This window comes from Pseudomonas sp. BN606, assembly GCF_029873115.1.
Lineage (GTDB): Bacteria > Pseudomonadota > Gammaproteobacteria > Pseudomonadales > Pseudomonadaceae > Metapseudomonas.
The window spans coordinates 420,003-434,657 of sequence record NZ_SSOF01000080.1 but is presented as its reverse complement, the minus strand read 5'-3'; the positions used below and the strand labels follow the sequence as shown (position 1 = coordinate 434,657).

At 63.1% G+C, this 14,655-nt stretch carries 13 protein-coding genes; 9 read left to right on the top strand and 4 right to left on the bottom strand.

What is annotated here, in order from left to right; genetic code table 11:
• The first annotated feature begins 58 nt into the window (after positions 1 to 58).
• From E8E75_RS24720 to E8E75_RS24710, 3 genes are all read left to right on the top strand, one after another.
• The gene (locus E8E75_RS24720) at positions 59 to 1,069 is read left to right on the top strand and encodes an ornithine carbamoyltransferase (protein WP_120654061.1); all 1,011 of its coding nucleotides are present in this window, start codon (positions 59 to 61) and stop codon (positions 1,067 to 1,069) included.
• A gap of 71 nt (positions 1,070 to 1,140) precedes the next feature.
• A complete protein-coding gene (gene arcC / locus E8E75_RS24715; RefSeq protein WP_120654060.1) occupies positions 1,141 to 2,073 on the top strand; it encodes a carbamate kinase in 933 nt (310 codons plus the stop codon).
• A gap of 293 nt (positions 2,074 to 2,366) precedes the next feature.
• Complete coding sequence (locus E8E75_RS24710; protein ID WP_153918975.1) at positions 2,367 to 4,274, top strand: beta-ketoacyl synthase; 1,908 nt, start codon at positions 2,367 to 2,369, stop codon at positions 4,272 to 4,274.
• 259 nt (positions 4,275 to 4,533) lie between these two features.
• Here E8E75_RS24710 and cysQ read toward each other — a convergent pair whose 3' ends face one another.
• Positions 4,534 to 5,355, bottom strand: a complete 822-nt coding sequence (gene cysQ, locus E8E75_RS24705; RefSeq protein ID WP_120654058.1) for a 3'(2'),5'-bisphosphate nucleotidase CysQ — start codon at positions 5,353 to 5,355, stop codon at positions 4,534 to 4,536.
• Complete coding sequence (gene nudE / locus E8E75_RS24700; RefSeq protein ID WP_120654057.1) at positions 5,352 to 5,918, bottom strand: ADP compounds hydrolase NudE; 567 nt, start codon at positions 5,916 to 5,918, stop codon at positions 5,352 to 5,354. The genes cysQ and nudE overlap by 4 nt, the downstream gene beginning before the upstream one ends.
• A gap of 127 nt (positions 5,919 to 6,045) precedes the next feature.
• Between nudE and yrfG the strand changes: the two genes are divergently transcribed.
• Positions 6,046 to 6,708 carry a GMP/IMP nucleotidase gene (gene yrfG / locus E8E75_RS24695; protein ID WP_120654056.1) on the top strand — a complete coding sequence of 221 codons (663 nt, stop codon included), beginning with the start codon at positions 6,046 to 6,048 and terminating at the stop codon, positions 6,706 to 6,708.
• 132 nt (positions 6,709 to 6,840) lie between these two features.
• Here yrfG and lysM read toward each other — a convergent pair whose 3' ends face one another.
• Positions 6,841 to 7,281: a peptidoglycan-binding protein LysM gene (lysM, locus tag E8E75_RS24690; RefSeq protein ID WP_153918979.1), complete on the bottom strand. Its 441-nt coding sequence runs from the start codon at positions 7,279 to 7,281 to the stop codon at positions 6,841 to 6,843.
• A 127-nt stretch (positions 7,282 to 7,408) separates the two neighbouring features.
• On the opposite strand from lysM, the gene E8E75_RS24685 reads away from it, so the two are divergent.
• The 5 genes from E8E75_RS24685 (at position 7,409) to E8E75_RS24665 (ending at position 13,028) form a co-directional block, all read left to right on the top strand.
• A complete protein-coding gene (locus E8E75_RS24685) occupies positions 7,409 to 8,308 on the top strand; it encodes a LysR family transcriptional regulator (RefSeq protein WP_153918981.1) in 900 nt (299 codons plus the stop codon).
• A 93-nt stretch (positions 8,309 to 8,401) separates the two neighbouring features.
• Positions 8,402 to 9,247, top strand: a complete 846-nt coding sequence (fdhD, locus tag E8E75_RS24680) for a formate dehydrogenase accessory sulfurtransferase FdhD (protein WP_153918984.1) — start codon at positions 8,402 to 8,404, stop codon at positions 9,245 to 9,247.
• A complete protein-coding gene (locus tag E8E75_RS24675; protein WP_153918987.1) occupies positions 9,244 to 11,565 on the top strand; it encodes an FdhF/YdeP family oxidoreductase in 2,322 nt (773 codons plus the stop codon). The genes fdhD and E8E75_RS24675 overlap by 4 nt, the downstream gene beginning before the upstream one ends.
• A 403-nt stretch (positions 11,566 to 11,968) precedes the next feature.
• Positions 11,969 to 12,460, top strand: a complete 492-nt coding sequence (locus E8E75_RS24670; protein WP_120654051.1) for a hypothetical protein — start codon at positions 11,969 to 11,971, stop codon at positions 12,458 to 12,460.
• A 169-nt stretch (positions 12,461 to 12,629) separates the two neighbouring features.
• Positions 12,630 to 13,028, top strand: coding sequence for a glycine zipper domain-containing protein (locus E8E75_RS24665; protein ID WP_120654050.1), 399 nt, complete (start codon positions 12,630 to 12,632; stop codon positions 13,026 to 13,028).
• 57 nt (positions 13,029 to 13,085) lie between these two features.
• Here E8E75_RS24665 and sstT read toward each other — a convergent pair whose 3' ends face one another.
• A complete protein-coding gene (gene sstT, locus E8E75_RS24660; RefSeq protein ID WP_120654049.1) occupies positions 13,086 to 14,330 on the bottom strand; it encodes a serine/threonine transporter SstT in 1,245 nt (414 codons plus the stop codon).
• Between the last annotated feature and the right edge of the window lie 325 nt (positions 14,331 to 14,655).

Below are 14,655 nucleotides of genomic sequence, written 5' to 3'. Positions count from 1 at the left end.
CAGCCAAAAGCTGTTCTGACGGAGCCTGGTTTCAAGTTACCCACAAGGAGAAAGAATCATGGCTTTCAACATGCACAACCGTAACCTGCTCAGCCTCATGCACCACAGCACCCGCGAGCTGCGTTACCTGCTTGATCTGTCCCGCGACCTGAAACGCGCCAAGTACACCGGTACCGAGCAACAGCACCTCAAGGGCAACAACATCGCGTTGATCTTCGAGAAGACCTCGACCCGCACCCGTTGCGCCTTCGAAGTTGCCGCCTATGACCAGGGCGCCAATGTCACCTACATCGACCCGAATTCCTCGCAGATCGGCCACAAGGAAAGCATGAAGGACACCGCCCGCGTGCTTGGCCGCATGTACGACGCCATCGAGTACCGGGGCTTCAAGCAGGAAATCGTCGAAGAACTCGCCAAGTACGCCGGCGTGCCGGTGTTCAACGGCCTGACGGACGAATACCACCCGACCCAAATGCTCGCCGACGTACTGACCATGCGTGAGCACAGCGACAAGCCCCTGCACGAAATCAGCTACGCCTACCTGGGCGACGCCCGCAACAACATGGGCAACTCCCTGTTGCTGATCGGCGCCAAGCTCGGCATGGATGTGCGCATCGCCGCGCCGAAGGAACTGTGGCCGACCGACGAGCACGTCGCCGCCTGCAAGAAATTCGCTGAAGAAAGCGGCGCCCGCCTCACCATTACCGAAGACCCGAAAGCAGCGGTCAAGGGCGTGGACTTCATCCACACCGACGTGTGGGTTTCCATGGGCGAGCCGGTGGAAGCCTGGGGTGAACGCATCCAGGAACTGCTGCCCTACCAGGTCAACATGGACATGATGAAAGCGGCCGGTAATCCGCGCGTGAAGTTCATGCACTGTCTGCCGGCGTTCCACAACAGCGAAACCAAGGTCGGCAAGGAAATCGCTGCGAAGTACCCGAACCTGAAGAACGGCATTGAAGTCACCGAAGACGTCTTCGAGTCGCCGTACAACATCGCCTTCGAGCAAGCGGAAAACCGCATGCACACCATCAAGGCGATCCTCGTTTCGACCCTCGCCGACATGTAAGTCCCGATACGCCCCGGACCGCGGCGCGTTCGCCGGTCCGGGACGCATTCCATCCCCAGGAGGAAATCAATATGCGTATCGTCGTCGCATTGGGCGGTAACGCCCTGCTGCGTCGTGGCGAACCCATGACTGCCGACAACCAGCGCGCCAACGTGAAGATCGCCGCCGAGCAGATCGCCAAGGTCGCGCCAGGCAATGAACTGGTGATCGCCCACGGCAACGGCCCGCAGGTAGGCCTGCTGGCACTGCAGGGCGCTTCTTACGACAAGGTCGCGCCCTACCCGCTGGATGTTCTCGGCGCAGAGACAGAGGGCATGATCGGCTACATGATCGAACAGGAAATGGGCAACCTGCTGCCGTTCGAAGTGCCGTTCGCCACCATCCTCACCCAGGTCGAAGTCGACGCCAAAGACCCGGCTTTCCAGAACCCGACCAAGCCGATCGGCCCGGTCTACTCCAAGGAAGAGGCGGAAGCCCTGGCCAAGGAGAAAGGCTGGAGCATCGCGCCCGACGGTGACAAGTTCCGCCGCGTAGTCGCCAGCCCGCGTCCGAAGCGCATCTTCGAGATTCGTCCGGTCAAATGGCTGCTGGAGAAAGGCACCATCGTCATCTGCGCAGGTGGTGGCGGCATTCCGACCATGTACGACGAGTCGGGCAAGAAGCTCTCCGGTGTAGAAGCGGTGATCGACAAGGACCTCTGCTCCTCGCTGCTGGCCCAGGAGCTCAATGCCGACGTGCTGATCATCGCCACGGACGTGGACGCGGCCTACATCGACTGGGGCAAACCCACCCAGAAGGCCATCGCCCAGGCCCACCCGGATGAACTGGAGCGCCTCGGCTTCGCTGCCGGCTCGATGGGTCCGAAAGTCCAGGCCGCCATGGAATTCGCCCGTATTACCGGCAAGGATGCGGTGATCGGCTCCCTGGAAAACATCGTCGCGATCACCGAAGGCAAATCCGGTACCCGCGTCAGCACCAGCAAGGCCGGTATCGAGTACCGCTGATCCGCAAGCGTCACCCTCCTTGTGGGAGCGAGTTCATTCGCCAATGAATTCGCTCCCACAAACGATCTCCCCCCGTTCATCCACCACTCTCAATCTCCCGCCGAATGACCAAAGGAGTGACTTGATAGTCACACCCCGCGTCAGGTAGACATCCCGTTCATTCGAGCTGCCACCTGGCTCATGCCACCTGGCCCGTGACGCTTGACCCCGCAAATTGCCGCCACGACGCGCGGCGCCCCGCGGCCAAGCCCGCCCGCCGGCATGAGATGGTCTTTTTGAGGAGTTTCCGAGAGATGTCCCGACTTCCAGTGATTGTGGGTTTTGGCGGCTACAACGCAGCTGGGCGAAGCTCGTTCCACCACGGTTTCCGCCGCATCGTGATCGAAACCCTGGAGGCCAAGGCCCGCCAGGAAACCCTGGCCGGCCTTGCCGTGATGATGAAGCTGGTAGCGGTGACCGATGGCCAGTATCACGATGCCGACGGCAAGGTCCTGACCCTGGCCGAAATCGAGAGCCGTTACTCCGCCGAAATTCTCGATGCCACCCTGGTGCGCCGCATTGGCAAGCAGCATCTGGACGTGGACGCCGCCCATTGGCAGAAGAACCTCACCGCGTCGGCCTGCGATGGCCAGGCGATCAGCTTCATCAGCTCGCGCAAGCAGCTGCCCGAGCCGTTGCCGGCCAACTGGGAAGTGGAAACCCTGGATGGCGGTGAAGTCCGCGTGACCCTCCAGGGCACCTGCGACTTCAAGGTGGACAGCTACCGCGAGCTGCCGGTGAAGTCCGCTGGCCAACTGCCCACTGGTTTCGAACCAGGTGAGCTGTACAACTCCCGCTTCCATCCGCGCGGCCTGCAGATGTCCGTGGTCGCCGCGACCGATGCCATCCGCTCCATCGGCCTGCCGTGGAAGAGCATCGTCGACCGCGTGCAACCCGACGAAATCGCGGTGTTCTCCGGCAGCATCATGAGCCAGCTGGACGAGAACGGCTTCGGGGGCCTGATGCAGTCTCGCCTCAAGGGCAGCCGCGTCAGTGCCAAGCAACTGCCGCTGGGCCTGAACACCATGCCCGCCGACTTCATCAACGCCTATGTACTGGGCAGCGTCGGCACCACCGGCAGCGTCACCGGTGCCTGCGCCACGTTCCTCTACAACCTGCAGAAGGGCATCGAGCTCATCACCAGCGGTCGTGCCCGTGTGGCGCTGGTAGGCAACGCCGAGGCCCCGATCAACCAGGAATGCATCGACGGCTACGGCGCCATGGGTGCCCTGGCGACCGAAGAGGGCCTGCGCCAGGTCGGCGGCCGCGAGGACGTGGATTTCCGCCGTGCCAGCCGCCCGTTCGGCGAGAACTGCGGCTTCACCCTGGCCGAATCCAGCCAGTACGTGGTGCTGATGGACGACGAATTGGCCCTGGAGCTGGGTGCCGATATCCATGGCGCGGTGACCGATGTGTTCATCAACGCCGATGGCTTCAAGAAATCCATTTCTGCCCCCGGCCCGGGCAACTACCTGACCCTGGCCAAGGCCGTTGCCGCCGCTACCCAGCTGATCGGCCCGGACGGCGTGCGCGAGCGCAGCTTCGTCCATGCCCACGGTTCCAGCACCCCGGCCAACCGCGTGACTGAGTCTGAATTGCTGGACCGCGTCGCCGGTGCCTTCGGCATCGAGCAATGGCCGGTCGCCGCGGTGAAGGCCTACGTCGGTCACTCCCTGGCCACCGCCAGCGGCGACCAGGTGATCGCCGCCCTGGGCACCTTCAAGTACGGCATCCTGCCGGGCATCAAGACCATCGACCGCGTGGCCGACGACGTGCACCGCCAACACCTGTCCATCGAGACCCGCGATCGGGTCCTGGGCGATCGCCAGCTGGACGTCTGCTTCATCAACTCCAAGGGCTTTGGCGGCAACAACGCCACCGGCGTGATCATCTCGCCGCGTCTGGCCGAGAAGATGCTGAAGAAGCGCCACGGCGAAGCCGCCTTCTCCGCCTACAGCGCCAAGCGCGAGCAGACCCGCGCCAACGCTGAGGAATACGATCGCCGCGCACGCCTGGGCGAGCTCGACATCATCTACAACTTCGGCAACGACCTGATCGACGAACAGCAGATCGAACTGAGCCCCGAAGGCATTCAGGTGCCCGGCTTCGCCCAGGCCCTGCGCTACAAGAAGGACGAGCGCTTCGCCGATATGCTCGACTGATCCAAAGGCAGGGCCCCGGCCTGCTTGGCGAATTCATTCGCTATGTCTGCGTTAGCTGTTGCTAGAGATTGACCATCGGGCCAAGAGCCTTGTAGGAGCTGGCTTGCCAGCGAAACGGGGCCATTCGCTGACAAGCCAGCTCCTACGGGCGATGCAGGTGCTTGCAATGCGTCATGCAGACATAACCGCGCAGCGGTCCCCCCAAAAAAGCCGAGCATGAAAAAGGGCCCCTCGGGGCCCTTTGTCGTTCTCGGCGTTTTCAGTCCAGCGCGCGCGCCAGTTGAATCAGCTCCGCCCGCCATTCGGCGGCAACCGGCAGCGCCAGGAAGGATGGATTGAGGAAACCCTCGCGAGCCTCATAGGTAAGAGGCTCGCCAGCGAGATCCAGCACCTCACCGCCCGCGCCTTCGAGCACACCCTGCGCGGCTGCAGTGTCCCACTGGGAAGTGGGCGCCAGACGCGGATAGCAGTCCGCCGACCCTTCGGCCAGCAGGCAGAACTTCAGCGAACTGCCGATACTGGCCAATTGCAAATCACCGAAGCGCTCGCACAGCCAAGCCAGCAGACGCTCCTGCGCCGGGCTCGAATGACGCTTGCTGGCGACTACAGTGAAGGCTTCGTCCGGTGCGATGCGTACAGCGATTTCGTCGGCTTCGAACTCCTCATCCTGGCTCCAGGCACCGAGGCCGGCACCACCGTAATAGCAGCGTCCGGTGACCGGCATGCCGACCACACCGAATACCACCCGGCCGCCTTCAATCAGCGCCACGTTGACGGTGAACTCTTCGCTGCCGGCGATGAACTCCTTGGTGCCATCCAGCGGGTCCACCAGCCACCAGCGCTTCCAGCTGGCGCGCTCGGCCAGAGGGATGTTCGCCGCCTCTTCCGAGAGCACCGGAATACTCGCATCCAGTGCCGCGAGACCGGCATCCAGTACTTTGTGAGCGGCGAGATCGGCGGCGGTAACGGGAGAAGCGTCGTCCTTCTCGGTAACGGCCAGTTCGCCGCGCCAGAACGGCAGGATGGCGTCGCCAGCCTGGCGTACCAGTTCGATCACGGCGGGAAGCAAAGGATGGCTCAAGGTTGGTACTCCCCACGTTGGGTCAGGATGTCTCGGGTCAGGTAGAGCGCAGCCAGGGCGCGACCCTCGCTGAATTGCTGGTGCTGGGCGAGGCTGGAAAGCTCGCGCAGGCTGATGCGATCGACCCGCAGCGGTTCCGGCTCGTCGCCGGGCAGGCTTTCCTCATAGAGGTCGCGGGCCAGGACTACCTGGATCTTCTGGCTCATGTAGCCGGGTGACAGGGACAACTCGGTAAGGTGTTCCAGCTTGCGCGCGCCGAACCCGGCTTCTTCCTTGAGTTCACGGTTGGCCGCGGCGAGTACCTCCTCGCCCGGTTCGATCAATCCTTTGGGCAGGGACAACTGATAGTCGTCGGTGCCGGCGCAGTATTCCTCCACCAGCAGCACGTGCTCGGCATCAGCCATGGCCACCACCATCACGGCGCCATAACCGGAGCCCTTGCCCACCAGGCGTTCGTAGGTGCGCTCGACGCCATTGGCGAAGCGCAACTGCAGCTCCTCGACACGGAATAGGCGGCTGCTGGCGACAATCTCGCGAGCGAGCACCGTGGGCTTCTGACGCATAACGGACTCCTTGGCATGACCGGCGGGTTATCATACTCCGCCTTTGCCGATTGTCCCCGCCGGAGATTGCGTGCCCGCGACGGCCAGTGATGCACGGGCGACAGACATCCAACGACCGATACCGCCCATGCCGCAATTGCCCTGGAATGCGATCGACACCGTCCTGCTCGACATGGACGGCACCCTGCTCGACCTGCACTTCGACAACCACTTCTGGATGGAATACCTGCCGCAGCGCTATGCCGAGCACCACGGCATCAGCCGTGAGCTGGCCGACGCCGAGTTGCTGCCACTGTTCCGCGACAACGCCGGACAGCTGAATTGGTATTGCACGGACTTCTGGAGTCGCGAGCTGCGTCTGTCGATCCGCGACCTCAAACGAGAAGTCGCACACTTGATCGCCCTGCGCCCGGACGCCGACCTCTTCCTCGCCGCACTGCGCCGCGCCGGCAAGCGCGTAGCGTTGATCACCAACGCCCACCGCGATTCGCTGTCGCTGAAGCTGGAGCGAGTGGAGCTGGCGCCCTGGTTCGATCGCCTGATCAGCTCCCATGATTACGGCTACCCCAAGGAAGACCAGCAGTTCTGGCACGCCCTGCAGCACGACTTCGGCTTCGATGCGACGCGCAGCCTGTTCATCGACGACAGCCTGCCGATCCTGCGTAGCGCACGTCAGTACGGCATCGCCCAACTGCTGGCAGTGCGCGCTCCGGACAGTCGCAAGGGTCCGAAAGACACCGAGGAATTCGCTGCGGTGGAGAGCTATCGGACGCTCGTGGAAGGTCTCTGACCATCGTCTATCCACGTTCTTGCGAGCTAGAGAAGAACTAGGCGGGAATGGCTGAGGGAGCGAAGTCTACAAGTTGTAAATGAGCAGCCCGAAGCCATTCTCAAGGCAGTTATTCCGACGCGCAGCAGATCGTCATTCGGGAATGCGCAGCACCTGCCCCGGATAGATCTTGTCCGGGTGCGAGAGCATCGGCTTGTTAGCCTCGAAGATCTTCATGTAGGCATTTGCGTTGCCGTACTCGGCCTTGGCAATGGCGCTGAGGGTGTCGCCCTTCTTCACGGTGACGAAACGTGCCGGTGCCACAGGAGGTGCGGTGACGCTGATCTGGTCCTCGACCTGGGCTACGCCCTCGACATTGCCCAGGGCCAGGAGGATTTTCTCCTTCTCTTCCTGGGTCGCCACTTCACCACGGGCAATGACCTTGTCACCTTCTACCGTCAGCTCGATGGCGGGATTGCCCAAGCCCACCTTGGCCACATGCTCCTTCAGCGACTCGGCAGCCTGGGCCTCCTGGCCCACCAGGGTTTCCCACAGCTTCACACCCGCTTCTTTGACAAAGTCGAAGATGCCCATGACAGATCCTCTCGTTCCGCTAAGAAGGCGCCCGGCGCCTGGGAAGTGGAAGTCTAGACGCCCGTCCCAGCAACACCGCCGTGCGGCGACGACAGGCTAGAATCGCCAGACACCCCAAGGAGCCGGCATGGACATCAAGCAACTGAAGTTCCTCATCGCGCTGGAGGAAACCCGTCACTTCGGCCAGGCCGCCGCGCGCTGCCATGTCACCCAGCCGACGCTGTCCATGCGCCTGCGCAGCCTGGAAGAAGAGCTCGGCCTGGAGCTGGTGGTCCGGGGCCAGCGCTTCGAAGGGTTCACCGACGCGGGCCTGCGCGTACTGGCCTGGGCGCGCACCCTGCTCGCGGCCCATGACGGCCTCTACGCCGAAGCGGCGGCCTGTCGCGGCCAGCTCGTCGGTACCTTGCGTCTCGGTGTAGTGCCGCTGGCCGGTTTCGACCCCATGCGTCTGGTAGAAGCCTTCTCCGTGCCGCACCCGAGCCTGCGCTTCCAGCTGTTCTCCATGAGCTCCGAGCAGATTCTCGAAGGCCTGGCGCGCAACCAGCTGGACCTCGGTCTGTCCTACCTCGACCGCCTGGACCGCGAGCACTTCGAAAGCCTGGAGCTTGCGCAGGCCCGCATGGGCCTTTTGCATGACCGTCGCCACTTCAGCTTCGACACGCCGGCTCTGCCTTGGGAGAGCCTGGTGGACCTGCCACTGGGATTGCTATCAGGTGGTATGCACTTTCGCCAGTCCATTGACCATGGCTTCCGCAGTCGAGGCCTGTCGCCCCAGCCGAGACTGGAAACAGACGCCGTGCATCAGCTCCTACAGGCCGTCAGCGCCGGCCTGTGCTGCGCGATCATGCCGCTCGATAGCGGCCTCGACGACTTCACCGAGCACCTGACGCTGACCCCCATTGAGGATGCCCGCACCCTGGCGTCGCTGGGCCTCATCCTGCGGCGTGGTGCCCCGCGCTCGGCGCTGGCTGACGCCTGTTTCTCCGAAGCCAAGGCCCTATTGGCGCTGGATTCAACCATCCGATAGACGCACTCGATCAATGAATCGGGAATAGCGATTAGACGCCCGTGCCAGGCGGGCCTAGGATGGCTGAGTCAATCCGTCGCAGGGGGCATTTCCATGCCAGACCCAGACGCCAAGCGCCATCTCACTGCTGTGGAAAACCCGCCCGAACCAGCCGGCTACCAATATGCCGAACTGGACGGTGATGCGCGCGTGGAAGATGCCGCCCTGGCCGAAGAGTGCGCCCTGGCGATTTCGTATAACGGCATCAGCTATGCCGTCATGATGGTTTCCCCCAGTGCCCTGGAAGACTTCGTCGCCGGTTTCAGCCTGAGCAGCGCGGTGGTGCAGTCAATCGACGATATCTATGACATCCAGCTCGAGGGCGAAGGCATTGCCTTGCACGCCGAGGTGGATATTGGCAATCGCGCCTTCTGGTCGCTCAAGGAACAGCGCCGCAACCTGGCCGGCACGACCGGCTGCGGACTCTGTGGTGTGGAAGCGCTGGAACAGGCGCTGCCGGAGCTCCGCTCCCTGACGCCGGCCCCATTGCCGCCGACGGAACACTTCGTCGACCTTCGTCAACGCATCAACGACGCCCAGGAACTGGCCCGACGCAGTGGTGCACTGCACGCTGCGCTATTCGTCGATGCCGATGGCCAATTGCGCCTGTGCCGCGAAGACATTGGCCGCCACAACGCCCTCGACAAACTGATCGGCGCCCTGTTGCGCCAGGGGCTCGACCCTCGCAGCGGTTTCGCCGTGGTCACCAGCCGCTGCAGCCTGGAACTTATCCACAAGGCGGTGCGCGCGGGCCTGTCCACGCTGGTCAGCCTCTCCGCCCCCACCACCCTGACAGTGGAATGGGCACGTCGGCATCACCTCAACCTCATCCATCTGCCCCATCACAGCGCACCACGGGTCTACAGCCCGGCGCCAGACGCGAAAGCCCCGAAAGAATGAGCCTCCAACCCGTACAACCTCGCTACAAACCCTACAAAGGCGCCGCGGCTGGCTGGGGTGCGCTGAAAAGCGTCACTCGCTTCTGGCTGGACAGCAAACAGCCGTTCAAGAACCTTCGCGCACTGCTCAAGACCAACCAGAACGGCGGCTTCGATTGTCCCGGCTGCGCCTGGGGAGACTCCCCCGAAGACGGCCGCATCAAGTTCTGCGAGAACGGCGCCAAGGCGGTCAACTGGGAAGCCACCAAGCGTCGGGTCGATGCCGCCTTCTTCGCCCGCTATAGCGTCAGCCAGTTGCGCGAACAGAGCGATTACTGGCTCGAATACCAGGGCCGCCTGACCCAGCCCATGCGCTACGACAGGCAGACCGACCACTACGTACCGGTCAGCTGGGAACACGCCTTCGCCCAGGTGGCACGCCACCTGCGCAACCTGGAAAGCCCCAACCAGGCGGAGTTCTACACCTCCGGCCGCGCCAGCAACGAGGCGGCCTACCTGTATCAGTTGTTCGTCCGCGCCTTCGGCACCAACAACTTCCCCGATTGCTCGAACATGTGCCACGAAGCCAGCGGTGTCGCGCTGAGCCAGAGCATCGGGGTCGGCAAGGGCAGCGTGACCTTCCACGACTTCGAACACGCCGACGCCATCTTCGTGTTCGGCCAGAACCCCGGCACCAATCACCCGCGCATGCTCGAGCCGCTACGCGAAGCCGTGCAAAGGGGCGCCCAGGTGGTCTGCTTCAATCCGCTCAAGGAACGCGGCCTTGAGCGCTTCCAGCATCCGCAACATGCACTGGAAATGCTCAGTAACGGGTCCCGGCCGCTGAACACCGCATTCTTCCGCCCGGCGCTGGGCGGCGACATGGCCGCCATTCGCGGCATCGCAAAGTTCCTGCTGCAATGGGAACGGGAAGCCCAGGCAAAGGGCGAGACACCGGTGTTCGACCATGCCTTCATCGCAGAGCACACCCTCGGCGTTGACGCCTACCTGGCCGAGGTGGATGCCACGCCCTGGGCGCACATCGAGGCGCAATCGGGCCTGACGCTGGAAGAAATCGAGATATCCGCGCGCATCTATCGTAATGCCCGCAACGTGATTGTCTGCTGGGCAATGGGCATCACCCAGCACCGCCATTCGGTGCCGACCATCCATGAAATCGTCAACCTGCAGCTATTGCGCGGCAACGTCGGCCGCCCCGGCGCCGGCCTTTGCCCGGTTCGTGGCCACAGCAACGTGCAGGGCGACCGCACCATGGGTATCAATGATCGGCCTCCAGTGGCGCTGCTCGATGCCCTGGAAACGCGCTTCGGCTTTAAGGTTCCTCGGGAGAGCGGCCACAACACCGTGGAAGCGATCAACGCGATGCTCGATGGCGACGCCAGGGTCTTCATCGGCCTGGGCGGCAACTTCGCCCAGGCCACGCCGGACAGCCAACGCACCCATGCCGCCTTGCAGCGCTGCGATCTGACGGTACAGATCAGCACCAAGCTCAACCGCAGCCACCTGACCGTCGGCCAGGAAGCACTGATCCTGCCCTGCCTCGGCCGTACCGATATCGACCGCCAACTGGAAGGCCCGCAAGCCGTGACGGTGGAAGACTCCTTTAGCATGATTCACGCGTCCTACGGCCAATTGGAGCCGTCGTCCCGCGAGATGCGATCGGAGCCGGCCATCATCGCCGGCATCGCCAAGGCCACCCTGGGCAACCATCCGGTGGACTGGGACGCCCTGCTCGCCAACTACGACCGCATACGTGATCTCATCGCCGATACCATTCCCGGCTTCAAGGACTTCAACCAACGCGTGCAGCACCCGGGCGGGTTCTACCTGGGCAATACCGCAAACGACCGGCAGTGGAGCACTGCCAGCGGCCGCGCCAACTTCAAGTCGAACCCACTACCGGCCGACCTGCTCCACGAGAAAGTCCGCAGCACGGGCGAGACGCCGCATCTGATCCTCCAGACCCTGCGCTCCCACGACCAGTACAACACCACCATCTACGGCCTGGACGACCGCTATCGCGGCGTACGCGGCCAGCGCGAGGTGGTCTTCGCCAACGAGGCGGACATCCGCCGCCTAGGCTTCGAGCCCGGCCAGAAAGTCGACATGGTGACGCTGTGGGATGACGGCGTGGAACGTCGCGTTTCCGGTTTCTTCCTGCTGGCATTCGACATTCCCGCCGGCCAGGCCGCCGCCTATTACCCGGAAACCAACCCGCTGGTACCGTTGGAAAGCTACGGCGACGGCAGCTACACCCCCACCTCCAAGTTCGTGGCTATCCGCCTCGAAGCCTCCCGCGACAACAACCGCATCCTCTAGGGATGCGGCTTCGCCTACCGAATAGCGCCCCTGCGCGCGTACGAATTCGCCGCAGTCCGAATGCCGGACTGCGGCGAATACCAATTTGAAACTTAAGTAGGGGAAGTTTGTTTCTCTAACTTAACTTTCAAGAAACAATTTGAAATACGGAATCAATGCCTATATAAAGGCTCGACGGAACTTTAAGTTCATGGGCACTTCGCCAGCATCTGAAAAGACCTGAAAGACGCGGAAAATGCGGGCGGGAATAGGTCTCAGACAGCCCGAATCAGAAAAAGTTCTGCTGCAAAATCAGACAATTAAAAAAATATGAAAAGTTGATACTTTTCGTCGTCTGGCACTTGCGTAAGTAATTTCCCACAGTAAATATCGCCTCACCAAAACCACTGAGGCGATCCTCACCATGAAGTACACCTCGATCCTTCTTCTGTCTCTTGGCCTCGCCAGCGGCAGCGTCTTCGCAGGCGGTAATACCGATGCCGGTATTGGCGGTGCGCTGGGCGGGGTCCTGGGGTCCGTTGTCGGCAACGCTGTTGGCGGCAGCACTGGCGCAGCCATTGGCGCCGGCGTAGGTGGTGCCGCGGGCGGTGCAGTAGCAGCCCCGAAACGTAACCGTACCGAAGCTGCCATCGGCGGCGGCTTGGGCGCAGCGGGTGGTCAGGTTGTCGGCCGGCAAATGGGCGGCACCACTGGCGGCCTGATCGGTGCAGCGCTCGGCGGTGGCGCCGGTGGCGCCCTCGGCAACGAGTTCGGTGACCGGAACCGCTACGACGATGACGACTACGATGATGACCATCGCCACTATCGTCGCGCCTACCGCGATCACCCTGGCAGAGGCCACGCCTGGGGTCATCGCAAGCACAAGCACCGTCACCACGGCGACTGGGATGATTGATCAACCCCGCTAACCGAAAAAGCCCGCTTGAAGCGGGCTTTTTCTAGACCTGCGGCCTGGTCGAGAGACAGCCGCCCCCCTCCCGAATTCATAATCTGACTTGTGTCATGGGCACTGCGGCAGGCCCGCGGAGCCATGGACCCTCTTTTTGAAATGGAGACTCTGCAACATGCGTAAAGCAGTAACCGCCCTCGCCCTCAGCCTGCTGGCAACCCAAGCCGTCGTGGCCGGCGAAACCACCAACAACGCCATCGGTGGCGGCCTCGGCGGCGTCCTGGGTAACGTCGTCGGCAATGCCGTGGGCGGCAGCACTGGCGCTGCCATCGGCGCCGGTCTGGGTGGCGCTGCGGGTGGCGCAATGACCGCCAGGAGCGGCAAGAAGACCGAAGCCGCAATCGGCGGCGGTCTGGGCGCTGCGGGTGGCTCGGTAGCCGGCCGCGCACTGGGCGGCTCCACCGGTTCTGCCATCGGCGCAGGCCTGGGCGGTGCAGCGGGCGGCGCCATCGCCACCGAGCTGACCAAGGACGATCACGACGGCCATCACAAGCACCGCAAGCATCGCCACTGATTGCTGCCCCCATGAAAAAGCCCGGCCTATGCCGGGCTTTTTCATTTCAGGCCGAAATCAGCCGAGCTGCTCGGCACGCACTTCGTCCACATCGCCGCTGGCCATGCAGGCAGCTGCGGTGAAGAGCACGTCGGTGGAGGAGTTCAGCGCGGTCTCGGCGGCATCCTGGAGGATGCCGATGATGAAGCCAACGGCCACGACTTGCATCGCCACTTCACTGGGGATGCCAAACAGGCTGCAGGCCAGCGGGATCAGCAGCAGCGAGCCCCCCGCCACACCGGAAGCGCCACAGGCGCAGATCGAGGCTACGACGCTGAGCAGGATCGCGGTGGGAATGTCGACGACGATCCCCAGCGTCTTCACTGCCGCCAGGGTCAGCACGGTGATGGTGATGGCTGCGCCGGCCATGTTGATGGTGGCGCCCAGCGGAATGGAGACCGAGTAGGTGTCCTCATGCAGGCCAAGCTTCTCCGCCAGCTGCAGGTTGACCGGAATGTTGGCTGCCGAACTGCGGGTGAAGAACGCGGTGATGCCGCTTTCACGCAGGCAGGTCAGCACCAGCGGATAGGGGTTGCGGCGAATCTTCGAGAATACGATCAGCGGGTTCACGACGAAGGCCACGAACAACATGCAGCCCAGCAGCACCGCCAGCAGGTGGGCGTAGTCGGCCAGCACGCCAATGCCGTTCTCGGCGAGGGTCGAGGCAACCAGGCCGAAGATGCCCAGCGGGGCGAAGCTGATCACCACGCGTACGATCAGCGACACACCATGGGACAGGTCACTGAACACGTTGCGGGTGGTTTCGCTGCCCTGGCGAATGGCAATACCCAGGCCCACGGCCCAGACCAGGATGCCGATGAAGTTGGCCTCCGTCAGGGCAGTCACCGGGTTGGCCACGGCACTGCCCAGCAGGCTCAGCAACACCTCGGAGATGTTGCTGGGCGGCGCCAGGTCGGCAGCGCCAGTGGCCAGGGTGAGGGTCGAGGGAAAGAGACTGGAAGCCATCACCGCCACCACGGCGGCGGAGAAGGTACCGATCAGGTAGAGCACGAGAATCGGGCGGATATGCGTACGCTCGCCCGGCTTGTGATTGGCGATGGCAGCGATCACCAGGACGAACACCAGCACGGGTGCCACGGCCTTCAGCGCCATGACGAAGAGTTTGCCGAGCAGGCCGACGGCGCTGGCGTACTGGGGAGTGATCAGGGCGAGGGCGATGCCGGCGATCAGGCCGACGATGATCCGAGTCACCAGGCTGGTGCGTTTCAAGCGTTGCAGGATGGAGCCGTTTGCATGAGTCATGGCAGGTACCGCTGAACATCGGGCCGCACTACGAGCCGGCCCCGGAATGGAGATTGGACCCCGATCGCGTCCCGCCCTCCATGCTGCAGATCAAGCGAAAAGAAAGAACCCTGCCGCGTGGTGTTTCACCTCGCAGCCGGTCAGGACGATTCGGGTTTGGCGCGCATTGTGCGGATTCACGCAAACGATGGGTAGAGCGGATGGACGGTCGGGCTGACAGATGTCGCTATTTCAGCCGTTTCGGGTCGACTGGGTGAAAGTTGTCTGTAGGGGCGAATTCATTTGCCATGCAGACCGCCGGTCTGCCCCTGACGCTATCAAGGGG